We start from the raw sequence: 25,371 nt of genomic DNA, 5'->3' as shown, positions 1-25,371 counted from the left end.
TCCGCCATCGGTTGAAGCGGTTGTAGATCGTGGTCGGCGGCCCGTAGCGCGCCGGCATGTCCGCCCACGGCGCGCCCGAGCGCAGGCACCAGAAGATGCCATTGAGAACCCGCCGGTCATCCACGCGAGGCACGCCCCGCGACTTGTTGGGAAGGTGAGGCCGGATCGCCTCCCATTCGAAATCCGTCAGATCGTAGCGGCCCATCGCAAAGCTCCCGAAAAGGAGCTTGAATCACAATCGCCACCGTCAGGGAACCCAGAGCCGTTTATGGGTTTACGGCCTAGGCCGTAGACTCATAACCGCGTAGCCAGATGCGGATGGACACGATCTCGCAAAGCTCCCGAAAAGGAGCTTGAATCACAATTGCCACCGTCAGGGAACCCAGAGCCGTTTATGGGTTTACGGTCTAGAGGGAAATGGAGCATATGGTGCTTCATTCGCTGGCAGCCATCACACCTCACACCCCACCATAGTCTCGCACCAGCCGCTCCATCCGGGCAGCCTGCGGGTCGGTCTCGGCGGCGAGGCCTTCGGCGACGCCGATGCGGTCGGGGGCGGGGCGGTTCTGGCTCACCTTCCACTTGCCCTCGATGCTCTCGATCGTCATCTCGATGCCGACGATGCCCTTGAGCTGCGCCGCCACGAAATCCTCCGGCGCGTCCGTCACGGCCCAGGGTTGCGTGCGGCCCTCCTCGTGCTGCGCGGTCAGCGCCGTGATCTGGCGCCGCAGCCATTCCCGGTCTTCGATGACGCGCACCGGGCCGCGCACCTGCACGATCGCATAGTTCCACGTCGGCACGACCTTGCCTGTCTCCTTTTTCGTCTCGTACCAGGAGGGCGTCACATAGGTATCGACGCCCTGGAAGACGGCGAGGGCGGGCTCACCGGCCGCGAGCGCCTGCCATTGCCGGTTGGCGCGGGCCAGATGCGCCCTGACCACGCCCTTCGGGGCCGCTGCCGCATCGAGCAGGAACGGCACCGGATTGGCGAGGGGGCCATCCTCGCCCGAGGAGATCAGCAGGCCGAGGGGATGGGCGCGGATCAGCGCGTGCTGGACCTCGAGCCTCTCCTCGCGGAAATGGGGCGGCTGGTACATCGACGTTCTCCCGGCATGCCGCGATCGCTCGCGTGCCTCGAGCGTATTCTTAAGCGCCTTCGCGCTGCACCGCCACGGCCGTTTTCGGGGGCGCCGAACGGCTACGCGAGTGGCAGCCCGTGCCCGATCTTTTTGCAGCATGCCGCGTTGCACAAAACGGCGGCATGAGCATGATGCGGGCATGCCCCGTGCGTCGCTCGCCATTCTCGTGATCGATGAAAACCGCATTCGCGCCTCCATCATCGAGGCGGGGCTGCGCGAGGCCGGCCATGACAACGTCACCCTGGTGCACGACGTGACCGGCATTGCCCGCCGCATCGCCGAGATCAACCCCGACGTCATCGTCATCGACCTCGAGAACCCCAACCGCGACATGCTGGAGAACATGTTCCAGCTCTCGCGGGCCGTGAAGCGCCCCATCGCCATGTTCGTCGACCGCTCCGACCAGGCCTCCATCGAGGCGGCGGTCGAGGCCGGCGTATCGGCCTATGTCGTCGACGGGCTGAAGCAGGAGCGGGTCAAGCCCATCCTCGACATGGCCATCAGCCGCTTCAACGCCTTTGCCCGCCTGTCGCGGGAGCTGGAGGAAGCGCGCAGCGAACTCGCCGACCGAAAGCTGGTCGAGCGCGCCAAGGGCATCCTCATGAAGTCGCGCGGCATGACGGAGGAGGCGGCCTATGCGCTCCTGCGCAAGACGGCGATGAACCAGAACCGCAAGATCGCCGAGATCGCCCAGAGCCTCGTCACCGCCGCGGGGCTGCTCGAACCGGGAGACGAGGGATGAGCGAGGCGCCGCACGAGATCGCCGCCGGTTTCATGCCGCTGCTCGACAGTGCGCTCGTCGTGGCGGCGCACGAGAAGGGCTTCGCCGAGGCCGAGGGCGTCGCGCTCAAGCTGGTGCGCGAGACCTCCTGGGCCAATATCCGCGACAGGCTCGCGGTCGGCCATTTCCAGGTCGCGCATGTGCTCGCGCCGATGCCGATCGCCTGCAACCTCGGCCTGACGCCGCTCGCGGCGCGCTCCGTGGTGCCGATGGCGCTCGGCCTCGGCGGCAATGCCGTCACCGTCTCCAATGCCCTGTGGCAGGCGATGGCCGGGCACGGCGCCGTGCTGGACCTCAGCCCGCGCGCGGCGGGGAAGGCGCTGCGCGCCGTGGTCGTGGCGCGGGGCCGGCAAGGCCTGCCGCCGCTGCGCTTCGCCGTCGTCCACCCGCACTCCGGCCACAACTACGACCTGCGTTACTGGCTCGCCGCCTGCGGCATCGATCCCGACCGGTCGGTGGAGATCGTCATCCTGCCGCCGCCCTTGATGGCGGATGCGCTCGGCTCTGGCGTCGTCGACGGCTATTGCGTCGGCGAGCCGTGGAACACGGCGGCCGTGATGCTGGGCACGGGTCGTATCGCGACCGTGAAGGCGAAGATCTGGCGCTCCAGCCCCGAAAAGGTGCTCGCCGCCGACGCGCGCTGGGCCGAGGCCGCGCCCGAGGCGCTGGCGGCGCTGCTGCGCGCGCTCTATCGCGCGGCCGAGTGGTGCGCCGATCCGGCCAACGGGCAGGAACTCGCCGCCATTCTGTCCGCACCCGCCTATGTCGGCCGGCCGGCCGAATGGCTGATGCCGGCGCTCACGGGGCACCTCGCCATCGGACCCGATGCGGCAATGGAGGTCGAGGACTTCTTCGTGCCGCAGGCGCGGGGTGCCACCTTCCCGTGGAAGAGCCACGCGCTGTGGTTCTACAGCCAGATGGCGCGCTGGGGGCAGGTGCTTCACACGCCGGCGAATGCCGCCCTTGCGCGCGAGACCTACCGGCCCGATCTCTACCGCGCCGCGCTGAAGCCGCTCGGCGTCGCGCTGCCCGGCGCCAACGCCAAGGTGGAGGGCGCGCTGACGCGGCCAACCGCCGTCGGCTCGGCCGGCGCCAGCCTGATCCTCGGCCCCGACGGTTTTTTCGACGGCAGCCTGTTCGATCCTGACGATCTCGATGCCTATATCGCAGCGCAGGGGGCGGCCGAGGCGGTGTGAGGGGCGGCTATGATACCAGTTGCCCTGATCGCGACCGTCATGCCCGCGCTTGTCTCGGGCATCCACGCCTTGCACGGTGAGCAAGATCAAAGGCGTGGATGGCCGGGACGAGCCCGGCCATGACGGATTGCATGCGTCGGAAGGCAAGCTGACTGCATTTTCAGCATCCTTGTGCGCTGCACAATAAAGGTGCGGTATGCTGCCGCGATCTGATCAAGCCTTGGTCGCTTGTCCACAGGTCTCTGTTCGCGCTTCCGAGACATAATCTATTGTGAAACAACGTAATTCTGGCGCATTGGGAACTTGGCACGCTTCCTGCGTTGCCTTTCCGTGAGGCCATAGGGCCCACATAGGGCGTCCAGCGTCGGGCGCTGCTGGCAAGGCTGCCGATCAGGGAAAGCGCGCGTCCGGGAGGAGGGCGCCTGTTCCTGGCCGGCGGCTTTTTTGTTGCACAGCACACCGATCGCGGATGCCGCCTGCTCCAGAGGGGGACGACATGAAACGGACGCAGACGACCACCCTTTCCATGGCTCCCGGGCGCCGCGCCTTCCTGAAGGGGGCTGGCGCCACCGCGACCTTCCTCGCCGCCAAGGCGCTGCTGCCGGCCGGCGCCCATGCCGCCGGCTCGGGTCCCGAGGTCACCGGCGCGCGCCTCGGCTACATTGCGCTCACCGATTCCGCCCCGCTCATCATCGCCAAGGAGAAGGGCCTCTTCGCCAAATACGAGGTGCCGGACGTCGCCATCGAGAAACAGGCCTCCTGGGGCGCGACGCGCGACAACATGGCGCTCGGCGGCGGCGCAGGCGGCATCGACGGCGGCCACATCCTGAGGCCGAAGGTCCACCTCTATTCCTCCGGCGCCGTGATGCAGAACGGCCAGAAGCTGCCGATGTACACGCTCCTCAACCTCAACGAGGACTGTCAGGGCATCTCCGTCGCGCAGGAATATGCCGAGACGGGCGTGAAGCTCGATTCCGGCGCCTTGAAGGAGGCTTTCGCCAGGAAGAAGGCGTCCGGCAAGGACGTGACGGCCGCCATGACCTTCCCCGGCGGCACGCACGACCTGTGGATCCGCTACTGGCTCGCCGCCGGCGGCATCGACCCGGACAAGGACCTCAACCTCATCGTCGTGCCGCCGCCGCAGATGGTGGCCAACATGAAGGTGGGCAACATGGACTGTTTCTGCGTCGGCGAGCCGTGGAACGAGCAGCTCGTCAACCAGAAGATCGGCTTCACCGCGGCGACCACGGGCGAGATCTGGTTCCGGCACCCCGAAAAGGTGCTCGGCATGCGCGCCGACTGGGTGGACAAGCATCCCAAGGCGACCCTTGCCATCCTGATGGCGGTGATGGAAGCCCAGCAGTGGTGCGAGAAACAGGAGAACAAGCAGGAGATGGCCGAGATCATCGGCCGTCGGCAATGGTACAACGTGCCCGTCAAGGACATCGTTGGCCGCATCAGGGGGGACATCAACTACGGCAACGGCCGCACCGTCGCCGGGTCCGACCTGCGCATGAAGTTCTGGGGCGAGAAGGGCGAGACGTCCTATCCCTGGAAGAGCCTCGACACCTGGTTCATGATCGAGAACATCCGCTGGGGCAAGTTCCCCGCGTCGGTCGACGTCAAGGCCATGGTCGACGCCACCAATCGCTCGGACCTGTGGCTCGCGGCCGCCAAGGGCCTCGGCCTCGCCGACCTGCCGGCCGGCGACAGTCGCGGCGTGGAAAAGTTCTTCGACGGCAAGACCTTCGATCCCGAGAACCCCTCCGCCTATCTCGACAGCCTCGCCATCAAGGCCGTCTCGTGAAAGCCGGCCGGCGGCCCGCGCCGGCCCCTTCCGCCAAAACGAGGGCAAGCCCCATGACATTGCCGTCCATCAAGGGCGATGCGATCGCCGCATTTCCCGCCGAGCGCCAGAAGGCGACGGTGGTGACGCTTCCGCCCGCCGTGCCCCGCAGGTTCGATATCATCGCTCTTGCCACGCGGCTCGCACAATCCATCGTACCGCCCCTCGTCGTCCTCCTCGTTCTCCTTGCCGTGTGGCAGGTGGCCTTCTCGGGCCCCGGGTCGTCGCTGCCGCCGCCGAGCGAGATCTGGAACGAGAGCAGCGACCTGATCCTGGACCCGTTCTTCGTCAACGGCACGCAGGACATCGGCCTCGGCTGGCGCGTCATCGTCTCGCTGGAGCGGGTCGCCATCGGCTTCGGCCTCGCCGCGGTGGCGGGCGTGCTGCTCGGCGCGCTCGTCGGACAGTCGGTGTGGATGATGCGCGGGCTCGATCCGATCTTCCAGGTACTGCGCACGGTGCCGCCGCTTGCTTGGCTGCCGATCTCGCTCGCCGCTTTCATGGATTCGCGGCCATCGGCGATCTTCGTCATCTTCATCACGGCCATCTGGCCGGTGATCATCAACACCGCCGCCGGCGTGCGCAACATCCCCGAGGACTATCGCAACGTCGCTCGCGTGCTGCGCCTCAACCAGGTGGAGTTCTTCTTCAAGATCATGGTGCCGGCGGCCGCGCCCTACATCTTCTCGGGGCTCCGGATCGGCGTCGGCCTCTCTTGGCTCGCCATCGTCGCGGCCGAGATGCTGACCGGCGGCGTCGGCATCGGCTTCTTCATCTGGGATGCATGGAATTCCTCGCGCCTCACCGACATCATCGTGGCGCTCGTCTACATCGGCCTCGTCGGCTTCCTGCTCGACCGGCTGGTCGGTTTCGTCGGCGTCATCGTCACCCGCGGCCCCGCGGCCAGCTGAGGGAGAAGACCCATGAGCGGCTATCTCAAGCTCGACTACATCGGCAAGAGCTTCTCGCGCGGCGGCAAGGTGAGCGAGGTCCTGCGCGACATCCGCCTCACCATCGACGAAGGCGAGTTCGTCTCCATCATCGGCCATTCCGGCTGCGGCAAGTCGACCCTGCTCAACCTCGTCGCCGGCCTGACGCCGGTCTCCTCCGGCGCCGTGCTTCTGGAGAACAGGGAGGTCAACGCGCCGGGGCCGGACCGCGCCGTCGTCTTCCAGAACCACTCGCTGCTGCCGTGGCTCAGCGTCTACGACAACGTGGCGCTCGCCGTCACGAAGGTCTTCCGCGGCCGGAAGAGCAAGGCCGAGCGGCACGCGTGGATCATGGAGAACCTCGACCTCGTGCAGATGGCCCATGCGGCCGACAAGCGGCCGGGCGAGATCTCCGGCGGCATGAAGCAGCGCGTGGGCATCGCCCGGGCGCTCGCCATGGAGCCGAAGATCCTGCTGCTCGACGAGCCCTTCGGCGCGCTCGACGCGCTGACCCGCGCCCATCTGCAGGACCAGATGATGGAGATCCACGCCCGGCTCGGCAACACGATGATCATGATCACGCACGATGTTGACGAGGCCGTGCTGCTCTCCGATCGCATCGTGATGATGACCAACGGGCCGGCCGCCACCATCGGCGAGGTGCTCACCGTGCCGCTGCCGCGCCCGCGCGAGCGGCTGGCGCTCGCCTCCGACCGCACCTACCTGCGCTGCCGCGAAGCGGTGCTGAAGTTCCTCTACGAGCGCCATCGCTTCGTGGAGGCGGCGGCGTAGGAGCAGCGGGACGTCTCCAATCTCCGCCTTCTGCAAGGGAGGGTAGGGGTTTGGGTGGTCAGCATGCAGGAGGCCGTGTCCTTGCGTCCTGCCCCCCACCCCCAACCCCTCCCCGCGAGGGGGAGGGAAGTAATCGCGCTCCTTGTAGCAAGGCACGCGCCGGGCCGGACGCGTTGTGCGCTGCACAAGAAATGGGCGGATTGCTGCGCCGCTCAGCAATTCGGCAGGGCAGGGCAGAGGCTGCCAAAGCGCCGGCAAGGCGCTCCAACGCATTGTAACAACTAAAAATTCGCCTCCTTCCGTTGAGTTGGCACGCCTCGTGCAAGAAAGAGGGCGAAGGCCGTAACGGCCGACATAGGGCGTCCAAGGGCGGGCGCCGCAGGCAAAGCTGCCGATCGGGTGAACCCGCGCTTCCGCCGGAGGAGGTGCGTGCGGCCCCGGCCGGCGGCTTTTTTGTTTTGCTTTTCCCATCGCGGCCGCGAGCCGCCAACGGAGCCGATGATGACCGCACCCCACCAAGCTGCGCCCGGCAAGGACGAAGCGACGCGGGCTCTCGCCATGTCCACCATCGCCTTCACCATCTGCTTTGCGGTGTGGACGATCTTTTCCATCATCGCCGTGCGCATCAAGGACGAGCTCGGCCTCTCCGAAACCCAGTTCGGGCTGCTCGTGGGCACGCCCATCCTCACCGGCTCGCTTGTGCGCGTGGCGCTCGGCGTATGGACGGACCGCTACGGCGGCCGCCTCGTCTACACCGCCACCATGCTGGCGGCGGCCATCGCCACCGTCCTCCTTGCCTTCGCCCAGACCTATCCGCAGATGCTGGCCGCGGCACTGGGCGTCGGCCTCGCGAGTGGAGCTTTCGCAGTCGGTGTCGCCTATGTGGCGCGTTTCTACCCGGCGGAGCGGCAGGGCACGGCGCTCGGCATCTTCGGCGTCGGCAATGTCGGCGCCGCGGTCACCAAGTTCGTCGCGCCCCTCATCCTCATCGCCTGGGGCTGGCAGGCGGTGGCGCTCATCTGGGCGGCGGTGCTCGTCGTCATGGCACTCGTCTTCTGGTTCACCACCGAGGACGATCCCGTCATCAAGGCGCGCCGCGCCGGCCTCGCCCCTGCCCCGAAGAGCTTCTGGTCGGAGTTCGCGCCGCTGAAGAACGTGCAGGTGTGGCGCTTCGCCCTCTACTACTTCTTCGTCTTCGGCGCCTTCGTCGCGCTCGCCCTGTGGCTGCCGCGCTACCTCATCGGCGTCTACGGCTTCGACATCAAGACGGCCGGCATCGTCGGCGCCGCTTATTCGATCCCAGCCAGCATCTTCCGCGCCTATGGCGGCGCCCTGTCCGACCGCATCGGCGCCCGCGCCGTCATGTACCGCACCTTCGCCGTCTCGGCGCTCGCCACGCTCGTCCTGTCGCTGCCGACGGGCGACTACGTGCTGCGCGGCATCAACGGGCCGGTCGCGCTCCATGTCGAGGTCGGGCCCGTGCTCTTCATCGCCGTCGCCTTCGTCCTCGGCTTCGTCATGAGCCTCGGCAAGGCGGCGGTCTACAAGCACATCCCGGTCTACTACCCGCAGAACGTCGGCGCGGTCGGCGGTCTCGTCGGCATGATCGGCGGGCTCGGCGGCTTCGTCCTGCCGATCGCCTTCGGCGCGCTCAATGATCTCACCGGCCTGTGGTCGAGCTGCTTCATGCTGCTCTTCGCCATCGTCGCCGTCTCCTTCGTGTGGATGCACGTTGCCATCCGCCGCATGGAACGCCGCGCCGCCGGCGGCCTCGGCTACGCCGCCCAATGAACAACGGATTGACGGACATGACCCAGAAACTCGTCGTCGTCGGCGCCGGCATGGCCTCGGGCCGTGCGCTGGAACATCTCTTCGAAGCAGCTCCCGAAGCCTTCGACGTCACGCTGTTCGGCGCCGAGCCGCGCGGCAACTACAACCGCATCATGCTCTCGCCCGTTCTGGCGGGAGAGAAGACCTACGGCGACATCGTCACTCACGACGCCGCCTGGTATGCCGCGAACGGCGTCACCTGCCGCTTCGGCGAGACGGTCACGAAGATCGACCGCAAGCGCAAGGTCGTCGTCTCCAAGGGCGGCGAGACGCCTTACGACAAGCTGCTCATCGCCACCGGCTCGGCGCCCTTCATCATTCCCGTGGCCGGCAAGGATCTGCCCGGCGTCATGGCCTTCCGCGACCTCGACGACGTCAACGCCATGGTGGAGGCCGCGCGCAAGCCCGGCGCCAGGGCGGTCGTCATCGGCGGCGGCCTGCTCGGCCTTGAGGCTGCAGCGGCGCTCAGGCTGCGCGGCATGGAGGTCACGGTGCTGCACCTCATGGGCCATCTCATGGAGCGGCAGCTCGACCCCGCCGCCGGCTATCTCCTGAAGAAGGAACTGGAGGGTCGCGGCATCAAGGTCCACGTCAAGGCGCAGACCAAGGCGATCCTTGGTGAGGAGAAAGTGGAGGCCGTGCTTCTGGAGGACGGAACCGTCTACCCCGCCGACATTGTGGTCATGGCCGTCGGCATACGTCCCGAGACGCGCATCGCCGTCGATGCCGGCCTCCATGTGGAGCGGGGCATCGTTGTCAGCGACCAGATGGTCACCTCGGACCCGGACATCCTCGCTGTCGGCGAATGTGTCGAGCATGAGGGCGTCTGCTACGGCCTCGTCGCACCGCTGTATGACATGGCCCGCGTCGTCGCCAAGACGCTGGTCAAGGAGGATGCCGCGTTCCGCCCCGTCGAGACGGCGACACAGCTCAAGGTCACCGGCATCAACCTCTATTCGGCCGGCGACTTCGCGGACGGCGACGACCGCGAGGAGATCGTGCTGCGCGACGCCTCGGCCGGCGTCTACAAGCGCCTCGTCCTGAAGCAGAACCGCATCATCGGCGCAGTGATGTATGGTGAAACGTCCGACGGGGCGTGGTTCTTCGACATGCTGCGCAAGGGGACGGACATCGCCGAGATGCGCGAGACGCTCATCTTCGGCCAGGCCTACCAGGGAGGGTCTCCGCTGGACCCTACGGCGGCCGTTGCAGCCTTGCCGGATGATGCGGAGATCTGCGGCTGCAACGGCGTGTGCAAGGGCAAGATCGTCTCGGCGATCACCAGCAAGGGCCTGACGTCGCTCGACGACGTCCGCGCCCACACCAAGGCCTCCGCCTCCTGCGGCTCCTGCACCGGCCTCGTCGAGCAGGTGATGAAGCTGACGCTCGGCGACAGCTACAATCCGGCCGCCGTGCAGCCCATGTGCACCTGCACCGATCTCGGTCATGACGACGTGCGCCGCCTCATCAAGGCGAAAGCGCTCAAGACCATCCCCGCCGTGATGCAGGAGCTCGAATGGAAGACCTCCTGCGGCTGCGCCAAGTGCCGGCCGGCGCTCAACTACTATCTCGTCTGCGACTGGCCGGATGAATATGCCGACGACTATCAGTCGCGCTTCATCAACGAGCGCGTCCACGCCAACATCCAGAAGGACGGCACCTATTCGGTCGTGCCGCGCATGTGGGGCGGCGTGACCAATGCCGCGGAGCTCAGGGCCATCGCCGATGTGGTGGAAAAGTTCAACATCCCGGCGGTGAAGGTCACCGGCGGCCAGCGCATCGACATGCTGGGAGTGCGGAAGGAAGACCTGCCGGCGGTCTGGGCCGAGCTCGGCAAGGCCGGCTTCGTCTCCGGCCACGCCTATGCCAAGGGCCTGAGGACGGTGAAGACCTGCGTCGGCTCCGACTGGTGCCGCTTCGGCACGCAGGATTCGACCGGTCTCGGCATCCGCATCGAGAAGTTCATGTGGGGCTCGTGGACGCCGGCCAAGGTCAAGATGGCCGTCTCCGGCTGCCCGAGGAATTGCGCCGAGGCAACCTGCAAGGACGTCGGCGTCATCTGCGTCGACTCAGGCTTCGAGATCCACTTCGCCGGCGCCGCAGGGCTCGACATCAAGGGCACCGAGAAGCTCGGCCTCGTCGCCACCGAGGACGAGGCGCTCGAGGTCATCGTGGCCCTCACCCAGATGTACCGCGAGCAGGCGCGCTATCTCGAGCGTATCTACAAGTGGGCCAAGCGCGTCGGCTACGACGAGGTCCGACGCCAGATCCTCGACGACAAGGACAGGCGCAAGGCCTATTTCGACCGTTTCGTCTTCTCCCAGAAGTTCGCCCAGGTCGACCCGTGGTCGGAGCGCGTCTCCGGCAAGGACAAGCACGAGTTCAAGCCGATGGCGAGCGTCGGCTTTGCAGAAGCCGCGGAGTGAAAGGCGATGAGCGACTGGGTTGAAATCGGCCGGCTGTCCGACATTCCGCGGCGCGGCGCGCGCTGCGTCGATACGCCGATCGGCCGCATCGCGGTCTTCCGCACGGCGGCGGACGAGGTCTATGCCATCGAGGATCGGTGTCCGCACAAGGGCGGCCCCCTGAGCCAGGGCATCGTCCACGGGGCGCAGGTCACCTGCCCGCTGCACAACTGGGTATTTTCGCTCGAGACCGGCCTCGCTCAGGGCGCCGACGAGGGCGCCGTGCGGACCTTCCCGCTGAAGCGCGACGGCGAGCGCATCCTGATGGACGCTTCGGCCATCCTGGCGGCGGCCTCCGCCCGCATCGCGGCCGAATAGGGCAGGCGGCGATGGAGGAAACCGTCCCGACCATCACGAAGACGACCTGCCCCTATTGCGGGGTGGGCTGCGGCATCCTCGCCACGGTCGGTGCGGACGGTACCCTTGCCGTCCGCGGCGATCCCGACCACCCCGCCAATTTCGGCCGGCTGTGCTCCAAGGGTTCGGCGCTTGCCGAGACCGTCGACCTCGAAGGCCGCCTGCTCTTTCCCGAAATCGACGGCCGCAGGGCCGGGTGGGACGAGGCGCTCGACCGGGTGGCCGAGACCTTCTCGCGCACCATCGCCGAGCACGGACCGGATTCCGTCGCCTTCTACGTCTCGGGCCAGCTCCTGAACGAGGATTACTACGTCGTCAACAAGCTGATGAAGGGCTTCATCGGCACGGCCAACATCGACACCAACTCGCGCCTGTGCATGGCCTCCTCGGTCGCGGGCCACCGCCGCGCCTTCGGCGCCGACACGGTGCCGGGCAGCTACCGGGACCTCGAGCTTGCCGACCTCGTCGTCCTCGTCGGCTCCAACCTCGCCTGGTGCCACCCGGTGCTGTACCAGCGCCTCGCCGCCGCCAAGGCCGAGCGGCCTGAGATGAAGGTCATTGTCGTCGATCCGCGCCGCACCATGACGGCCGATATCGCCGACCAGCACCTCGCCATTGCGCCCGACGGCGATGTCGCGCTCTTCAACGGTCTTCTCGCCCATCTCGCCGAGGCGGGTGCGCTCGACGAGAACTACATCGCCGAACACACGACCGGCTTCGCCGAAGCGCTGGCCGCCGCCTGGCGCCTCGACATGGACGGCATCGCCGCCGAGACGGGCCTCGACCGGGCGAGCATCGCGGAATTCTACCGGCTCTTCGCGGCGACGGAGAAGGTCGTCACCGTCTACAGCCAGGGCGTCAACCAGTCGTCGGTTGGCACCGACAAGGTGAGCGCCATCATCAACTGCCACCTCGCCACCGGCCGCATCGGCCGGCCCGGCATGGGGCCCTTCTCCGTGACCGGCCAGCCCAACGCCATGGGCGGGCGTGAGGTCGGCGGGCTCGCCAACATGCTGGCGGCCCATATGGACATCGACAATGCGGCCGATCGCGAGCGTGTGCAGCGCTTCTGGAGGGCGCCGGTCATCACCTCTGCGCCGGGCCTCAAGGCCGTCGACATGTTCCGCGCCGTCGCTGACGGGCGCATCAAGGCGCTGTGGATCATGGCCACCAACCCGGTCGATTCCATGCCGGACGGTGACATGGTCGAAACCGCGATCCGGGCCTGCCCCTTTGTCGTCGTTTCCGACGTGGTCGGCGAAACCGACACGTTGCGCCACGCCCATGTGAAGCTGCCGGCCGCCGCCTGGGGCGAGAAGGACGGCACGGTGACCAATTCCGAGCGCCGCATGTCGCGCCAGCGCCCGTTCCTGCCGCTGCCGGGGGAGGCGAAGCCCGACTGGTGGATCGTCACGGAAGTGGCACGCCGCATGGGTTTTGCCGAGGCCTTTCCCTATGCCTCGCCGGCCGAGATCTTCGCCGAGCACGCGGCGCTCTCCGCCTTCGAGAACCATGGCGCGCGCGACTTCGACATCGGCGCCCATGCCGGCATCGATGCCGCCGGGTTCGATGCGCTCGCGCCGTTCCAGTGGCCGGCGCGGGCCGGCGAGACGCCGGCCGATGACATCCGTTTCTTCGCCGAGGGCGGCTTCTTCACGCCGGATCGCAAGGCCCGGCTCGTGCCCGTCACCACGATGGCGCCCGCGCGGACGAGCGAAGGCTTCCCCCTCGTGCTCAACACCGGCCGCGTGCGCGACCAGTGGCACACGATGACGCGAACCGGCAAGAGCCAGCGCCTCTCGCAGCATCTCGCCGAGCCCTTCGTCGAGATCCACCCTACCGATGCGGCGACATACGGCATTGCCGATGCCGATCTCGTGCGCGTCACCTCTGCCCGCGGCGCCATCGTCGTCAGGGCGCTGCTGACGAGCCGCCAGCGCGAGGGCTCGATCTTCGTGCCCATGCACTGGACCGACCAGTTCGCCGCCGACGGCCGTGTTGATCGCCTCGTGCCGCCCATAATCGATTCGACCTCCGGCCAGCCGGCGCTGAAGCACGTCGCCGTCCGCATCGCACGCTTCACCGCCGCGGCCTACGGCTTCGCCGTGCTCACCGGGAAGCCCAAGCGCATTGCCGCCGATTACTGGGCCATCGCCCGCTGCGAAGGGGGCTGGCGCGTTGAACTCGCCTTCGCCAACGCTGTGGCGGACTGGCCGGCGGTGGCGGACGCCATCCTGCCCGGGGTACCTGATGCCGACACCCTGTCCTTCCAGGATGCGGTCGCCGCCCGCCGACGTTTTGCGCGCTTCGTCGGCGAGCGCCTCATCGGCGCGCTTTATCTCGCAGCCGAGCCGGTCGCCGTGCCGCGCGACTGGGTCGTCGAGCAGCTGTCGCAGGCCCATGCCGACCAGCGGGCGCGCCTCGCCGTTCTCGCCGGCCGGCCGGGCAAGGGCGGTGAGGACAAGGGGGCCATCGTCTGCTCGTGCTTCGGCGTCGGCGTGAGGCAGATCGCGGGCGCCGTCGTCGCCGGCTGCCACACGGTGGAGGCCGTGGGCGATGCCCTGCTAGCGGGCACCAATTGCGGCTCTTGCCGCGCGGAGATCAGGAGCATCATCCATGCGCATCGTCTCCAGGCAGCCGAGTGAGCGGGCACCGGGCGAGCGCGCTCCCGCGCGGATCGCACCGCTCAGCGTCCTGCCGGTCTTCCTCGACCTCGCCGGCAAGCGCGCGATCGTCGCTGGCGGCGGCGACGCTGCGGCCTGGAAGACGGAGCTGCTGGTCGCCGCCGGCGCCGAGGTGCATGTCTATGCTCCGCGCGAAGAGCTGAGCGGGGAGTTCTCTCGCCTTCTCGCCACGGCGGACCTGCCTGGACGGCTTGTCCACCACGACGCCCGTTGGGAGGCGGCGGCCTTCTCCGGCGCCGCGGTCGCCGTCGCCGACGCGGAGGGGGACGCGGAGGCGGCCGCCTTCCGGGCTGCCTCGCTCGGGGCCGGCGTGCCGTGCAACGTCATCGACAAGCCGGCCTTCTGCACCTTCCAGTTCGGCACCATCGTCAACCGCTCCCCGCTTGTCGTCGGTATCTCGACAAGCGGCGCCGCACCCGTGCTGGGGCAGGCCGTGCGCCGGCGCATCGAGGCGCTGCTGCCCGCCTGGCTCGCCGACTGGGCGCGCCTTGCCGCGGACATGCGCGAGCGCGTGATGGCGCGCCTCGGCCCCGGCGCCCGGCGCCGCGCCTTCTGGGAGGCCTTCGTCGACCGTGCCTTCCGCGCGGCACCCGGAGGCGACGACGCCGGCGCGCTGGAGGCCGAGGCGGGCCGCATCGCGCGGGGCGAACGCCATGGCTGCGGTCACGTCACCTTCGTCGGTGCGGGCCCCGGCGATGCCGAGCTTCTGACCATCAAGGCCGTGCGCGCCCTGCAGGCGGCCGACGTCATCCTCTTCGACGATCTCGTCTCCGAGGACGTGCTGGAACTCGCCCGCCGCGAGGCCAAGCGCATCCTCGTCGGCAAGCGCGGCGGCCGGCCGAGCTGCAGGCAGGACGAGATCAACGCCATGATGCTGACGCTTGCCCGCGCCGGAAAGCACGTGGTGCGCCTCAAGTCCGGCGACCCGATGATCTTCGGCCGGGCGGGGGAGGAGATCGACAGTTTGCGCCGGGAAGGCATCGCCTTCGACGTCGTGCCCGGCATCACCGCCGGCATCGCCATGGCCGCCGCGCTCGGCGTGTCGCTGACGCACCGCGATCACGCCAAGTCCGTCCGCTTCGTCACCGGCCATTCGCGCCACGGCGGCCTGCCGGAGGACGTCGACTGGCACGCCATCGCCGATCCTTCCGCCACCACCGTCTTCTACATGGGCGGCCGCACGGCCGCGCAGATTGCGGCCCGGCTCATGGATCATCGCATGGCGGCGGATACGCCCGTGGCGATTGCCGAGGCGCTCGGCCGCCCGGAGGAGGTGCTCAGCCGCTGCCGCCTCGCCGACCTGCCGGCGCGCATGGCCGAGCGGGATGAAAGGCAGCCGCTCGTCATCGGGATTGGCGCGGTCTTCGCCGAGGCGAGGACGGCCGCCTTGGGCGAGGACCGGCCGGCGGTGGCTTCAGCCGGTTGAGAACACGCGAACGCATGAGAGCGTGGTGGAGCGCCATTCCCCTTTCCCCGCTTGCGGTGGGAGGGGTTTAGGGTGGGGGGCGATGCCGCTGGCCCGATGCGTCCAGTCGCAGTCGCCAAACACGATCGAACCGCCGGCCGGCGGCACTGCCCCCCATTCCAGCCTTGCCCACCAGGTCGTGGAGGGAGAGGACGGCACGCACGGGTCCTTGCAGCAAGATCAAAGCCATCCCCCATTTTCGCTGCCTACTTTTGCGGCAACAGCATGGGCGAACGGGCATTTTACCTATAGATTGCCCGCCATGACGCAGAACGACACCGCGGAGAACGCCGCGCCGAGCGCGTGGGCGAAGGAGTGGCGCGCCACCTTGGCGCTGGCTTGGCCGCTCGTGCTCACCAATCTCGCCCAGACCGCGATGGGCACGACGGACGTGATCATGCTCGGCTGGCTGGGGGCCGAGTCGCTCGCAGCCGGGGCGCTCGGCTTCAACCTCTATTTCGCCATGCTCATCTTCGCCATCGGCATCGTCACGGCGACCGCGCCGATGATCGCGCGCGAGATCGGCCGGCGATCCTACGAGGTGCGGCAGGTGCGCCGCACCGTGCGGCAGGGGCTGTGGGTGTCGGCCGCCATCGCTCTGCCGATCTGGCTTCTGCTCTGGCAGGGGGAGGCCATCCTTCTCGCCATGGGGCAGAAGCCGGACCTTGCGGCGGCCGCCGGCACCTATCTGCACGCCCTGCAATGGGCAGTGCTGCCGTTCTGCGGCTATGTCGTGCTGCGCTCGTTCCTGTCGGCGCTGCAGCGGCCCATGTGGGCGCTCGCGGTCAGCATCGCGGCCAATCTCTTCAACATCCTCGCCAACTGGTGCCTCATCTTCGGCAATCTCGGCTTCCCCGCTCTGGGGCTGACGGGCGCCGGCGTGGCCACGACGGCGTCGAGCCTCTTCCTCTTTGCCGGGCTCGTCATCGCCATCGCGCTCGACCGCCGGCTGAGGCGCTATGCCCTCTTCGGCCGCTTCTGGCGGCCGGACTGGTCGCGCTTCACGGAGATATGGCGCATCGGCCTGCCCATCGGCGCCACCTTCGCCTTCGAGGTCACCATCTTCAACGCCGCCGTGTTCCTCATGGGGCTCATCGGCACGGCCTCGCTCGCCGCCCATTCCATCGCCATCCAGATTGCCTCGCTCACCTTCATGGTGCCGCTCGGCATCGGGCAGGCGGTGACGGTCAGGGTCGGCCGCGCCTTCGGCGCCGAGGACAGGCAGGGCGTGCGGGTCGCCGGCTGGACGGGCTTCGTCATGGCCATCGCCTTCATGGCGACGATGGCCTTCTTCATGCTGGTGACGCCGCAGCTGCTCGTCAGCGCCTTCCTCGATGTCCGGGCGCCGGAGAATACAGAGGTGGTCGCGCTGGCCGTCTCGTTCCTGGCCTTGGCCGGTCTCTTCCAGATCTTCGACGGGGCACAGGCCGTGGGCGCGGGCATGCTGCGCGGCCTGCAGGACACCCGCGTGCCCATGGTCTATGCGGCGCTCGGCTATTGGGGCATAGGCCTGCCGCTCGGCGCCGCGCTCGCCTTCCGCGGCGGCCTCGACGGTGTCGGCATCTGGATCGGCCTTGCCGCCGGCCTCGCCGTCGTGGCCGCTCTCATGCTGGTCCGCTGGCTGCGGCGCGAAAGACTCGGGCTCCTCGCCTTCGATGCTGGTCGGCCAGCGGCCGCGCCGGCCGATTGCGTGCCCGGCAGCGCATGAAGAAAGCGGCTGGGCGGCCGGCCGCTTCCTCATTCATGATCCGCAGGCGCGATGGCGGAAGATCGGTGTCCTTCCCTTAATCCGCCAGTTCCCAGGTAAGCCGCACCTGGGCGCGCAGCGTCTGCTCGCCTGCTTCCACGGGCACGGCCTTGGCTTCGGCAAAATCCATCGATCTTGCCATCATCATCGGCCGGGGCGGCATCTGCATGCTGGTTTCGTCAATCTCGATGAGGCGGCCAAGCTTGGCGCCAGCGGCCTGCACGTACAGCGCGGCCTTGCGCTTGGCGTCCTCCACGGCGGCGGCACGCGCCTTGTCGATAAGGACCGCCGGCTCGGCGACGTCGAAGGAGAGCCCGCCCATCTGGTTGGCGCCGGTGGTGACGGCGGCGTCGAGCACCGTGCCGAGCTTGGCGAGCTCGCGCACACGCACGATCACCTGGTTGCGCACCTCGTAGCCATCGATGCGCGGCGGCTGGGTCGAACCGTCCTTCGGCTCGGGATAGACGTAGCGCGGCTGCACCGAGAAGCCGTCGGTCATGATGTCCTTGGCGGCGATGCCGGCCTTCTTGAAGGCCTCGATGACGCCCGCCATCGCCTCGGTATTGGCGTCGAGCGCTTCACGAGCGGTCGACGCCGAAGTGACGACGCCGGATGTGAGCGTCGCCATGTTGGGGACCGCATTGACGGTTCCTTCGCCGACGATGGTGATGCGTCCTGGCGCGCGCTCGGCAGCCGTCTCAGCCGCGGGGGCCGAGGTGGCGGCGGTCGCGACAAGGGCGGCGACGAGGACGGTACGACGAAGATCGATCATTTTCCGTTGGTTCCTGCAATCAATCGGCGCAGTTGCTTCACCATGCAACTGTGACCGAGATGAGACCGCGGCCGGCTGGCTGGCACGGGCAGCCTTTTCTCCCCTCGCCCGACTGCCTAGATTGTCGGGGCGGGCGGCACAATAGAATGGTGCCGTGGAGTATGCCAATGCAACCGGCCATCGGCGTCGTCGTCTATCAATCGCAGCACCTCGTCGACGGCCTGCTCGTCGCGCTGAGCCGGCGCCTCCGGCAACGCGACCTGCGCCTCGCCGGTCTCGTGCAGCACAACGAGGACGATGCCTGCACCGCTTGCGGACACATGGCGCTCGAGGACCTCGCCACCGGCCGCCTCGTCCCCATCAGCGAGCAGCGCGGACGGGGCGCACGCGGCTGCCGGCTCGACGCGCAGGGTCTTGCGACCTCGGCCGGCCTTGCCGCGGCGGCCATCGGGTCGGACCGCGTCGACCTCGTCATCCTCAACAAGTTCGGCAAGGCGGAAGCCGAGGGCAGGGGTCTGCGCGACGAATTCGGACTCGCCGTCGGTCGCGGCCTGCCGACGCTCACGGCGGTCGGCGAGGCGCTGCTGCCGGCCTGGCGATCTTTCGCCGGCGAGGACTGGCAGGTTCTCGAGCCGTCGCTCGAGGCGCTCGAAGCGTGGTGCCTCGCGCAGGTCGCGGACGAGGCTCGCGCCGCCGAGAGGATCACCGGGGGGATCACATGGTAAACGGTCATCCGGGCAGCCTGGCGTCGCCGTCACGCGCTGACGAGAGCGAGGACCTCGCCTTCCTTGCTGATTACCTCGTGCGGCCCGATCCGCTCGACCCGCGTCTCGGCATCATCGTGGCCGGCATCGACCAGGGTGGCGTCCCGGTCGAGACCCGCGTCGTCACCGAGCGGGCCCTGACGCTCTATCTCAACGCGCAGGAGATCGTCACCATGATGACGATCGGCGACCATCCGCAGCATCTCGCCGTCGGCTACCTGCTCAACCAGAACATGCTGAAGCCGGACGACGTCGTCACCGATGTCGACTACGACGCCGAACTTGACGTCGTCGTGGTGCGCACCGAGCGCAAGACCAACTACGAGGACAAGCTGCGCAAGCGCACCCTGACGTCCGGCTGCGCCCAGGGCACCGCCTTCGGCGACCTGATGGACGTGATCGACGAGGCCCGCCTGCCGCATGCGGAGTTGCGCACGTCCTGGCTCTACGCGCTCACCCACAAGATCAACCGGACACCCTCGCTCTATCTTGCGGCGGGCGCCATACACGGCTGCGTTCTGTGCGAGCGCGACCGGCCGCTCGTCTATATGGAAGACGTCGGCCGCCACAATGCGGTGGACAAGGTTGCCGGCTACATGCACCGGCACGGCATCGATCCGGCGGACAAGATCTTCTACACAACGGGGCGCCTCACCTCCGAGATGGTCATCAAGACGGTGCGCATGGGCATTCCCGTCCTCGTCTCGCGCTCCGGCTTCACCGCCTGGGGCGTCGAACTCGCCCGCAAGGCGGGGCTGACGCTCGTTGGCCGCGCGCGGGGCAAGCGTTTCATCGTCCTCTCGGGTGCCGAGCGTATCGTCTTCGATCAGGATCTTGCCTATGTGGCGGAGGAATCGGCGAAGCATCGGCGCAAGGGAGCAAGCGACAAGGAAGGCGCAGATGATTGAAACCTGCCCGCCAACCATCGGCGCGCTGCTCGCCGGCGGGCTCGCCCGGCGCATGGGCGGGGGCGACAAGCCGCTGCGCCATGTCGGCGGCCGTCCGATCCTCGACCATGTCGTCGAGCGCATGGCGCCGCAATGCGCCGGGCTGGTCATCAACGCCAATGGCGATCCGGCGCGCTTTGCGCCCTATGGCCTGCCGGTCGTTCCCGACGACGTGCCCGGCTTCGCCGGCCCGCTCGCCGGTATTCTCGCCGTGCTCGACCACGTGGCGGTGCGCCGGCGCGACGTGGAATGGATCGTCAGCGTCGCCGCGGACACGCCGTTCCTGCCGCCGGATCTCGTCGCGCGCCTCCATGCCGCGCGCCAGGAAGAGGGGGCGATGCTCGCCTGCGCCGCCTCCGGCGGGCGCACCCATCCGGTCGTCGGGCTTTGGCCGGTCGGCATCCGCGAGGATCTGCGCCGGGCGCTCGTTGGCGAGGGCGAGCGCAAGATCGACCGCTTCACGGCCCGCTTCCCGCTCGCCGTCGCCGAATGGCCGACGGAGCCCTTCGACGTTTTCTTCAACGCCAACGCGCCGGCAGATCTAGAAGCCGCCGAGGCGATCCTCGTTCACGCACGCCTGAGTTGACGGGGCGCGCTTTCGCACGCACCCTCCTCAGGCGATGCAGGGAACAGGAAGATTGGGTGGAGACATTGGGGGAGGGAGCAATGCGCGCATTCATCGTTGCCGTGGTCGTCGCCATCGTCGTCGCGGTGGGTGCCGATTTCGTCCTGTCCGATCTGCAGAAGCCCGTGGACGTGGCCTTCACGACGAGCGGCGTGCGCCTCGGTGACATTCACTGAGCGGGACGCGCTTCTTAGGCCTTGCGGATGGAGAAGAGGAGGTTGTCGCCGCGCCTTTCCTGCGCCTCGAGCATGTCTCCCGTCTCGCGCACCAGGTTCGGGATGTCGATGGCGGCCATCGGATCCGTGCATTCGACGATGAGGAGCATGCCCGCCTTGAGGCTGCGCAGGGCCTTGCGGGTGTGAAGGGCGGGCAGGGGGCATTTGAGGCCGCGCAGGTCGAGCGTTTGTCCGGCGGTTGCATCATGGCTGGTCTCGTCGCTCATGGGGAGGCGTCCCTTCGATGATTCGCCCGGATCATGCACCGCGCCGCTTCGCCCGGGCAATGCGGGGCCTCGCCGCGCTGTTCCTCACGCTCTCCCTGACCGGTGCCCCCGAGGCGCAGGAACTGCGCGGCCACGGCGGCCCGGTGCGGGCGATCGCTGTCGATCCCGCAGGAGAGGTGGCGCTGACCGGGAGCTTCGATACCTCGGCCATCCGCTGGCGGCTGGCCTCCGGCGTGGCGGAAGCGGTGCTGCGCGCCCACGACGGCTCGGTCAACGCAGCCGTGGCGCTTGGAGAGGGACGCTTCGCCACGGGCGGCGAGGACGGGCGCATCGCGATCTGGCCGGCTGCAGGCCGCACGCCCGAGCGCGTGATCGTGGCACACGAGGCGCCGATCGTCGCGCTCACGGCCGGCCCGGACGGCACCTTCGCGTCGGCGGCCTGGGACGGCACGGCGGCGCTGTGGTCGCCGCAGGGCGAGGAGCGGCGGCGCCTCCGGGGCCATCAGGGCAACGTCAACGGCGTCGCCTTCGTGCCCGCGGGCGGGCTCGTCACCTCCGGCTATGACGCGACGCTGCGCCTGTGGCCGCAGGATCCCGCGCGGCCGCCCGTCGTCGTGACCTTGCCGACGCCGCTCAACGGCGTCGTCGTCGCCCCCGATGGCGAGATCGTCGTCGCGGGGGCCGACGGCAAGCTGCATTTCGTCTCGGCGACGGGGGAGGTGCTCGGCGAGCGCGAGGTGGGCCCGACGCCCCTCATCGCCCTCGCCTTGTCGCCGGACGGTAAGCGCGTCGCCGCCGGTGGCATCCGCGGTGACGTCGCCATCATCGAGCGCAGCACCCGGGCGGTGGTCGCGACGCTCGTCGGGCCGGGGCTGCCGGTGTGGTCGCTCGCCTTCTCGCCCGACGGCGGCGAGATCTTTTCGGGCGGCGGCGACCGGATGGTCCGCCGCTGGGACGCGCGCACGGGCGAGCATATCGGTGCCGTCATTCCGCAGGCGGGAGAGGATCCGCTCGCGGCTTTCTCCGGCGAGCGCGGGGCCGAGGTCTTCCGCGCCTGCGCCGCCTGCCACACGCTGACCCCGGACGGCGGCAACCGGGCCGGCCCGACGCTCTACGGCATCTTCGGCCGGCGCATCGCCTCCGCGCCCGGCTACGACTATTCGCCGGCACTCAGGGCCCTGAGCATCGTCTGGTCGGGCCAGACCATCGCCCGCCTCTTCGAGATCGGCCCCAATGCCTATCTGCCCGGCACCAAGATGCCGGAGCAGCGGGTGACGAGCGAGGCAGACCGACAGGCGCTGGTGGACTTCCTGAGGAAGGCCACTGCGCCGCGCTGAACGCCCGTTGCATCGCTGCAACCTGCCGCCGCTATTCTTCCGAAAGGTGCGCCGGGCGCATGGCTCGGCGCCGGGGCCGGGCGCGTCTGGCGGTTCCGCCTCGTCCGCGGGCTCCCCATCTGGCCCGCACAACGGCTCGACGGGGATGACGACATGGTTGCACTTTCGATTCTCGATCTCGTCCGCATCACGGAGGAGACGGATGCGCGCGGCGCGCTCGACAACGCCCGCGACCTTGCGCGCCACGCGGAGGGCTTCGGCTACCGCCGCATCTGGGTGGCGGAGCACCACAACATGCCGGGCATCGCGAGCGCGGCGACCTCCGTCGTCATCGCCCATATCGCCGCCGGCACCAGCACCATCCGCGTCGGTGCAGGCGGCATCATGCTGCCCAACCATTCGCCGCTCGTCATCGCCGAGCAGTTCGGCACGCTCGAGGCCCTGTTCCCCGGCCGCATCGACCTCGGCGTCGGCCGGGCGCCGGGCACTGACCAGCGCACCCTGCGCGCCTTGCGCCGTTCCCCGGCCAGCGCCGATACCTTCCCGCAGGATGTCGTGGAACTGCAGGCGCTTCTCGGTCCGCCCGCGCCGGACCAGATGATCCGCGCCGTGCCGGGGGCGGGATCGAACGTGCCGATCTGGATCCTCGGCTCCAGCATGTTCGGCGCGATGCTCGCTGCCGAACTCGGCCTGCCCTATGCCTTCGCCTCGCATTTCGCGCCCGAGATGCTGCTGCCGGCGCTCGAGGCCTATCGCTCCCGCTTCAAGCCCTCCGCCCAGCTCGCGCGGCCCCATGCCATGGTGGGCGTCAACATCATCGCCGCGCCGAGCGATGTGGAGGCCCGCCGCCTCGCCACCACCCAGCAGATGTCCTTCGCCAACATCTTCCGCGGCGCGCGCGGGCTGAGTCGCCCGCCGATCGACGACATCGAGACCTACTGGACGCCCATGGAGAAGGCGCAGGCCATGCGCATGCTGGCCCGCTCGATCGTCGGCTCGCCGCAGACCGTCCGCGAGGGCATTGCGGCGCTCGTCGCCGAGACCGCCGCCGACGAACTGATCGTCGTCTCCGACGTCTACGACCATGCGGCGCGGCTCAGGTCCTTCGAGCTCATCGCCGCCGCGGCGCAGGACCCGCGCTGACGCCGGTCAGTGGTGCTTCTTCTCCCGCGCGCGCAGGTAGTCCTCGCTCGTGCGCGGCGCCGGCCGGGCGGGAGCATCGTGCGGGTCGAAGCTCTCGTTGACCACGGCCTCGACGCGGCAGTCCTCGCACATCTTGATGACGGCGATGCGCCGGGCGTGCTCGCCCGAGAACATCCAGTGCCGGCCCTCGAGCCGCGAGACGATCCGCTCGATGGTGGAGCGGGTGCCGAAGGGCTTGCCGCAGGCGACGCAGTGGAAGGGCTCCTCCTCCTTCTTCGTCACCGGCGGGGCGGCCCAGGCGGCGAAGTCGATGCGCGGCTCGAGCGTGATGACCTTCTCCGGGCAGGTGGCGGCGCATAGCCCGCACTGCACGCAGCGGTCCTCGGCGAAGGTCAGCATCGGCTTGTCGGGATTGTCGCCGAGCGCCCCCGTCGGACAGGCGGCGACACAGGCATGACACAGCGTGCAGCCCTCCGTCTCGACATGCACGGTACCGAAGGGCGCGCGCTCGGGCAGGGGCAGGACGTCGACGGCAAGCGGCGCGACATTGCGCAGTTCCTTGAGCGCCATCACGGTGAGCTCGCGCCCCTGGCCGAGCGGCAGGAACTTCGCCGCCCGCCGCTCCGGCACGCCCGCCACCGGCACACCGGCGAGTGCCGCCGCGAGCTGGTCGGGGTCGTCCGTCTCGATCGTCGCCACGCAGCCTTCGCCGAAGCCAAGCGGCGCCGCGATGGCGTCCATATAGGCAAGGTTGCGCACGAGGCCGCCCGTGTCGTGCTTGGGCTTGGCGCGCGTCAGCACGCGGATCGCCGTCGCGCCATAGGCGAGGGCCGCAGCGAAGGCATCGAGCCCGAGTTGCGTCGCCTCGTTTACGGCAACCGGCAGGACATGGGCTGGCAGGCCCTCGCCGTAACGGGCAAGCGCATCGATCAGCTCCGCTCCATGGGTCTCGTCGTGGAAGAGCACCACCGCCCGCTCGCCGCCGGCCTCGGCATAGGTGTGGAGCAGGGCGCGCAGCCGTGCCATCAAGGTGTCGCTCGCCGGCAGGGCATAGGTCGCCGCGCCGGTCGGGCAGACGGCGGCGCAGGCGCCGCAACCGGCGCAGATCTCGGCCGAGATGGCGACATGGTCGCCGTCCGGCGTGATGGCGCCGGTGGGGCACAGGTCGAGGCAGCGCGTGCAGCCGGTCTTCTTCGAGCGCGAGTGGGCGCACAGCGCCGCATCGAAGGTGACGTAGCGCGGCTTGTCGAACTCGCCGACGAGCTGCGACGCCTCGAAGGCAAGGCGCGCCACGGCCGCCGGGTCGCCGGGGTCGGCGCGCAGGTAGCCGGCGCGCAGTTCCCCCGCCGGGAAGAGCGGCACGCCACCGCTGACATCGAGGACGATGTCGCAGCGCGACAGGGCGCCGTCGCGTGGCGCGCCGAAGGCGAGCCTGGCGCGCGAGGACGGGGCCGGATGCGCGAAGTCGTTGACCGTCAGCTCGAAGGCGCCGAGCCAGCCGGTCGCCTGGGCGATAGTGCCCTTGAGCACGGGAAAGTCGCTCCGGCGCGGCGCCGGCACATCACCGGGGCGCGTCAGCAGCACGGTGACGTCCAGCACGTCCTTGAGCCGCTCGGCGAGGGCGATCGCCGTCTCGTCGCGGCCATAGACGAGGGCGACGCCCTCGCTCTTCAGGGGCACCAGCGGCGCCTGCGACGGCGCGATCCGCGCCGCGGCGATCAGCGCCGCCATCTTGGGGCCTGCCGCATCCGCCTCGGCCGACCAGCCGGCGTTCTCGCGCAGATTGACGAAGGTGAGATTAGCTTCCGGGGCGTTCTCGCCCGCTACCTCCTCGAAAAGCGGCGCCTCCTGGGTGCAGCCGACGAGGATGTCCGCCTCCGGGCCGAGCGCGGCCTTGAGCCGCTCCAGCTCGCGCCGGCACAGCTGGTCGGCGAAGCGCATGTCATGGCCCGGGCAGGCCCGCGTCAGCAGCTTTTCGTCCAGCGGCATCGTGCCCTCGCAGGAGCAGACGAAGGCGACGGGCCTTGCCTCGACCACCGGGCCGTTGGCGATGGGGCGCTTGCCGCGACCGGGGCCTTCAGCCATTGCGTTCACCTCCGCGATACCGATA

General features: G+C 68.9%; 22 protein-coding genes. 17 read left to right on the top strand and 5 right to left on the bottom strand.

Features of this window, described 5'->3' with window-relative positions; genetic code table 11:
* Together ASC46_RS14895 and ASC46_RS14890 are read right to left on the bottom strand one after the other, a co-directional pair.
* Positions 1–205: transposase (locus tag ASC46_RS14895; RefSeq protein ID WP_141659693.1), on the bottom strand; the 205-nt coding region annotated here is incomplete at its 3' end.
* A gap of 253 nt (positions 206–458) precedes the next feature.
* Complete coding sequence (locus ASC46_RS14890; RefSeq protein ID WP_055460079.1) at positions 459–1,097, bottom strand: FMN-binding negative transcriptional regulator; 639 nt, start codon at positions 1,095–1,097, stop codon at positions 459–461.
* A 181-nt stretch (positions 1,098–1,278) separates the two neighbouring features.
* On the opposite strand from ASC46_RS14890, the gene ASC46_RS14885 reads away from it, so the two are divergent.
* From ASC46_RS14885 to ASC46_RS14835, 11 genes are all read left to right on the top strand, one after another.
* Entirely contained in the window at positions 1,279–1,881 is a 603-nt protein-coding gene (locus ASC46_RS14885; protein WP_055460078.1) for an ANTAR domain-containing response regulator, read from the top strand.
* Entirely contained in the window at positions 1,878–3,116 is a 1,239-nt protein-coding gene (locus ASC46_RS14880) for an ABC transporter substrate-binding protein (protein ID WP_055460077.1), read from the top strand. The genes ASC46_RS14885 and ASC46_RS14880 overlap by 4 nt, the downstream gene beginning before the upstream one ends.
* Before the next feature lie 496 nt (positions 3,117–3,612).
* Complete coding sequence (locus ASC46_RS14875; protein WP_055460076.1) at positions 3,613–4,923, top strand: CmpA/NrtA family ABC transporter substrate-binding protein; 1,311 nt, start codon at positions 3,613–3,615, stop codon at positions 4,921–4,923.
* 53 nt (positions 4,924–4,976) lie between these two features.
* Positions 4,977–5,873 (top strand): nitrate ABC transporter permease, encoded by an 897-nt coding sequence (ntrB, locus tag ASC46_RS14870; protein WP_055460075.1) that lies wholly within the window; start codon positions 4,977–4,979, stop codon positions 5,871–5,873.
* 12 nt (positions 5,874–5,885) lie between these two features.
* On the top strand, positions 5,886–6,683 hold the full coding sequence (locus ASC46_RS14865) for an ABC transporter ATP-binding protein (RefSeq protein WP_055460074.1): 798 nt from the start codon (positions 5,886–5,888) through the stop codon (positions 6,681–6,683).
* 501 nt (positions 6,684–7,184) lie between these two features.
* Positions 7,185–8,474: an MFS transporter gene (locus ASC46_RS14860; protein WP_055460101.1), complete on the top strand. Its 1,290-nt coding sequence runs from the start codon at positions 7,185–7,187 to the stop codon at positions 8,472–8,474.
* A gap of 17 nt (positions 8,475–8,491) precedes the next feature.
* Positions 8,492–10,939, top strand: coding sequence for a nitrite reductase large subunit NirB (gene nirB, locus ASC46_RS14855; RefSeq protein ID WP_055460100.1), 2,448 nt, complete (start codon positions 8,492–8,494; stop codon positions 10,937–10,939).
* A 6-nt stretch (positions 10,940–10,945) separates the two neighbouring features.
* Positions 10,946–11,296, top strand: coding sequence for a nitrite reductase small subunit NirD (nirD, locus tag ASC46_RS14850; RefSeq protein WP_055460073.1), 351 nt, complete (start codon positions 10,946–10,948; stop codon positions 11,294–11,296).
* An 11-nt stretch (positions 11,297–11,307) separates the two neighbouring features.
* Entirely contained in the window at positions 11,308–13,980 is a 2,673-nt protein-coding gene (locus ASC46_RS14845) for a nitrate reductase (protein ID WP_055460072.1), read from the top strand.
* Positions 13,952–15,445 (top strand): siroheme synthase CysG, encoded by a 1,494-nt coding sequence (cysG, locus tag ASC46_RS14840; RefSeq protein WP_055460071.1) that lies wholly within the window; start codon positions 13,952–13,954, stop codon positions 15,443–15,445. Before ASC46_RS14845 ends, cysG begins: the two co-directional genes overlap by 29 nt.
* Positions 15,446–15,746: 301 nt before the next feature.
* A complete protein-coding gene (locus ASC46_RS14835) occupies positions 15,747–17,192 on the top strand; it encodes an MATE family efflux transporter (RefSeq protein ID WP_055460070.1) in 1,446 nt (481 codons plus the stop codon).
* 76 nt (positions 17,193–17,268) lie between these two features.
* Here the strand turns inward: ASC46_RS14835 and ASC46_RS14830 are convergent, their stop codons facing one another.
* Positions 17,269–18,003 (bottom strand): SIMPL domain-containing protein, encoded by a 735-nt coding sequence (locus ASC46_RS14830; protein ID WP_055460069.1) that lies wholly within the window; start codon positions 18,001–18,003, stop codon positions 17,269–17,271.
* A gap of 167 nt (positions 18,004–18,170) precedes the next feature.
* Between ASC46_RS14830 and ASC46_RS14825 the strand changes: the two genes are divergently transcribed.
* The 4 genes from ASC46_RS14825 to ASC46_RS21870 all read left to right on the top strand — a co-directional run bounded on the left by ASC46_RS14825 (position 18,171) and on the right by ASC46_RS21870 (position 20,515).
* Positions 18,171–18,728, top strand: a complete 558-nt coding sequence (locus tag ASC46_RS14825) for a DUF2478 domain-containing protein (protein WP_055460068.1) — start codon at positions 18,171–18,173, stop codon at positions 18,726–18,728.
* The gene (locus ASC46_RS14820; protein ID WP_245280569.1) at positions 18,722–19,675 is read left to right on the top strand and encodes a formate dehydrogenase accessory sulfurtransferase FdhD; all 954 of its coding nucleotides are present in this window, start codon (positions 18,722–18,724) and stop codon (positions 19,673–19,675) included. The genes ASC46_RS14825 and ASC46_RS14820 overlap by 7 nt, the downstream gene beginning before the upstream one ends.
* Positions 19,668–20,300 (top strand): molybdenum cofactor guanylyltransferase MobA, encoded by a 633-nt coding sequence (gene mobA / locus ASC46_RS14815; protein ID WP_055460067.1) that lies wholly within the window; start codon positions 19,668–19,670, stop codon positions 20,298–20,300. Before ASC46_RS14820 ends, mobA begins: the two co-directional genes overlap by 8 nt.
* An 80-nt stretch (positions 20,301–20,380) precedes the next feature.
* Positions 20,381–20,515, top strand: a complete 135-nt coding sequence (locus tag ASC46_RS21870) for a hypothetical protein (protein ID WP_276200029.1) — start codon at positions 20,381–20,383, stop codon at positions 20,513–20,515.
* Between the two features lie 14 nt (positions 20,516–20,529).
* Here the strand turns inward: ASC46_RS21870 and ASC46_RS14810 are convergent, their stop codons facing one another.
* The gene (locus tag ASC46_RS14810) at positions 20,530–20,781 is read right to left on the bottom strand and encodes a sulfurtransferase TusA family protein (RefSeq protein WP_055460066.1); all 252 of its coding nucleotides are present in this window, start codon (positions 20,779–20,781) and stop codon (positions 20,530–20,532) included.
* A gap of 17 nt (positions 20,782–20,798) precedes the next feature.
* Here ASC46_RS14810 and ASC46_RS14805 point away from each other — a divergent pair, with 17 nt between their 5' ends.
* The gene (locus ASC46_RS14805; protein ID WP_245280568.1) at positions 20,799–22,118 is read left to right on the top strand and encodes a c-type cytochrome; all 1,320 of its coding nucleotides are present in this window, start codon (positions 20,799–20,801) and stop codon (positions 22,116–22,118) included.
* A 153-nt stretch (positions 22,119–22,271) separates the two neighbouring features.
* Positions 22,272–23,261: an LLM class flavin-dependent oxidoreductase gene (locus ASC46_RS14800; RefSeq protein ID WP_055460065.1), complete on the top strand. Its 990-nt coding sequence runs from the start codon at positions 22,272–22,274 to the stop codon at positions 23,259–23,261.
* 6 nt (positions 23,262–23,267) lie between these two features.
* On the opposite strand, the gene ASC46_RS14795 is transcribed toward ASC46_RS14800, so the two are convergent.
* The gene (locus tag ASC46_RS14795; RefSeq protein WP_245280567.1) at positions 23,268–25,346 is read right to left on the bottom strand and encodes a 4Fe-4S dicluster domain-containing protein; all 2,079 of its coding nucleotides are present in this window, start codon (positions 25,344–25,346) and stop codon (positions 23,268–23,270) included.
* Between the last annotated feature and the right edge of the window lie 25 nt (positions 25,347–25,371).

The sequence above is a fragment of the Chelatococcus sambhunathii genome, from assembly GCF_001418005.1.
GTDB classification, from domain to species: domain Bacteria; phylum Pseudomonadota; class Alphaproteobacteria; order Rhizobiales; family Beijerinckiaceae; genus Chelatococcus_A; species Chelatococcus_A sambhunathii.
This window is presented reverse-complemented; position numbering and strand designations above follow the sequence as displayed.

Excerpts from the sequence above, each read along its gene's own strand:
- ASC46_RS14890 (WP_055460079.1), bottom strand. The coding sequence starts at position 1,097 with ATGTACCAGCCGCCCCATTTCCGCGAGGAGAGGCTCGAGGTCCAGCAC.
- ASC46_RS14885 (WP_055460078.1), top strand. The coding sequence starts at position 1,279 with ATGCCCCGTGCGTCGCTCGCCATTCTCGTGATCGATGAAAACCGCATT.
- ASC46_RS14880 (WP_055460077.1), top strand. The coding sequence starts at position 1,878 with ATGAGCGAGGCGCCGCACGAGATCGCCGCCGGTTTCATGCCGCTGCTC.
- ASC46_RS14875 (WP_055460076.1), top strand. The coding sequence starts at position 3,613 with ATGAAACGGACGCAGACGACCACCCTTTCCATGGCTCCCGGGCGCCGC.
- ntrB (WP_055460075.1), top strand. The coding sequence starts at position 4,977 with ATGACATTGCCGTCCATCAAGGGCGATGCGATCGCCGCATTTCCCGCC.
- ASC46_RS14865 (WP_055460074.1), top strand. The coding sequence starts at position 5,886 with ATGAGCGGCTATCTCAAGCTCGACTACATCGGCAAGAGCTTCTCGCGC.
- ASC46_RS14860 (WP_055460101.1), top strand. The coding sequence starts at position 7,185 with ATGACCGCACCCCACCAAGCTGCGCCCGGCAAGGACGAAGCGACGCGG.
- nirB (WP_055460100.1), top strand. The coding sequence starts at position 8,492 with ATGACCCAGAAACTCGTCGTCGTCGGCGCCGGCATGGCCTCGGGCCGT.
- nirD (WP_055460073.1), top strand. The coding sequence starts at position 10,946 with ATGAGCGACTGGGTTGAAATCGGCCGGCTGTCCGACATTCCGCGGCGC.
- ASC46_RS14845 (WP_055460072.1), top strand. The coding sequence starts at position 11,308 with ATGGAGGAAACCGTCCCGACCATCACGAAGACGACCTGCCCCTATTGC.
- cysG (WP_055460071.1), top strand. The coding sequence starts at position 13,952 with ATGCGCATCGTCTCCAGGCAGCCGAGTGAGCGGGCACCGGGCGAGCGC.
- ASC46_RS14835 (WP_055460070.1), top strand. The coding sequence starts at position 15,747 with ATGACGCAGAACGACACCGCGGAGAACGCCGCGCCGAGCGCGTGGGCG.
- ASC46_RS14830 (WP_055460069.1), bottom strand. The coding sequence starts at position 18,003 with ATGATCGATCTTCGTCGTACCGTCCTCGTCGCCGCCCTTGTCGCGACC.
- ASC46_RS14825 (WP_055460068.1), top strand. The coding sequence starts at position 18,171 with ATGCAACCGGCCATCGGCGTCGTCGTCTATCAATCGCAGCACCTCGTC.
- ASC46_RS14820 (WP_245280569.1), top strand. The coding sequence starts at position 18,722 with ATGGTAAACGGTCATCCGGGCAGCCTGGCGTCGCCGTCACGCGCTGAC.
- mobA (WP_055460067.1), top strand. The coding sequence starts at position 19,668 with ATGATTGAAACCTGCCCGCCAACCATCGGCGCGCTGCTCGCCGGCGGG.
- ASC46_RS21870 (WP_276200029.1), top strand. The coding sequence starts at position 20,381 with ATGCGCGCATTCATCGTTGCCGTGGTCGTCGCCATCGTCGTCGCGGTG.
- ASC46_RS14810 (WP_055460066.1), bottom strand. The coding sequence starts at position 20,781 with ATGAGCGACGAGACCAGCCATGATGCAACCGCCGGACAAACGCTCGAC.
- ASC46_RS14805 (WP_245280568.1), top strand. The coding sequence starts at position 20,799 with ATGATTCGCCCGGATCATGCACCGCGCCGCTTCGCCCGGGCAATGCGG.
- ASC46_RS14800 (WP_055460065.1), top strand. The coding sequence starts at position 22,272 with ATGGTTGCACTTTCGATTCTCGATCTCGTCCGCATCACGGAGGAGACG.
- ASC46_RS14795 (WP_245280567.1), bottom strand. The coding sequence starts at position 25,346 with ATGGCTGAAGGCCCCGGTCGCGGCAAGCGCCCCATCGCCAACGGCCCG.